Origin of the sequence: Pseudoalteromonas sp. Z1A6, assembly GCF_011378745.1 — a bacterium.
GTDB lineage: Bacteria > Pseudomonadota > Gammaproteobacteria > Enterobacterales > Alteromonadaceae > Pseudoalteromonas > Pseudoalteromonas arctica.
Window position 1 is genome coordinate 1 of sequence record NZ_WTKW01000632.1, and the last position, 1,059, is coordinate 1,059.

Consider the following 1,059-nt stretch of genomic DNA (forward strand, 5'->3'; position numbering starts at 1 on the left):
TCATCAATTAAGCTATCTATGTCATCTAAATCAAAATCGTCGCTTTCTTCTAGAAGTTCATCTTCGTCGAGTAACTCTGCATCAATTGAGTCATCTACCACATCACTTTTTGGGTCATTCGCTTCATCAATTAAGCTATCTATATCGTCTAAATAAAAGTCGTCGCTTGTATCAAGTTCAGCTGAAGTGTTATTTGAGGTATCTAATTCTGTTGATGTTTGATCTAATAATTCATCTATATCAAAATTATCATCATCTGCAAGCTCCTCACTTAAAGCCGCCATTTCATCATGAGACTCTAAGCTATCATCCTCTAAAGCTTCGCTTGTTTGCTGTGCATCAAACTCAGGTAGACTATCGTCTTCATCAAACAAGCTATCTAAATCGTCATTAGTTAGAATTTCATCATTGTTTATTGAGTCATCAGATAAGTCTAAATCAATATCTTCAGCGTTTTCATCTGAAGGTTGATCAAACCCTTGCTGCATAAAAATATCGAGTTCATCATCGTCATCGGTATTTTCATCATCAAAAACAATGTCATCACTTAGTAGACTTTCAAGCTCATCCTGATCGAGTAAATTCTCACCACCTGAAAAATCATCTAGGCCGTCATCTAAATCATCATCAGGCAACATATCATTTTCGAGATTATCATCAAGTTGAACACTCAAGTCATCTAAAGGGTCGGGTACAATTGGATCGTCATTTAAACTTGGGCCTAAATCATCATCGCCAGTGTAAATTGGGGTTTGTGGTAAAAAGTCATCATCGTTTTGTGGCTCTTCTTGATTACTTGCTCGTTTGCGTAAAAACATAACAATTGCAAAAATAATCAGTAGCCCAGGAATAAACATTAATAAACCCAGCACTATCGGATTTGAAAATAATGAGCTTAAATCAAACGATTCTTTTGGTACTATCTCTTGTTTTTTTTGTTGTGCAATAATCTCGTTTTGCTTAACAATTAGTTCTTTTAATTGATTTTGAATCTCACTGTCTTGTCCTAACTGTAAGCGTAAGTTTTCGAGTTCGTTTGAAATACCTGATAATTGTTTT

Annotated in this window: 1 pseudogene; it reads right to left on the reverse strand. The window is 34.9% G+C overall.

The features are described from left to right. Positions 1-1,059: pseudogene (locus GQR46_RS20015) on the reverse strand (hypothetical protein); the annotation flags it as partial.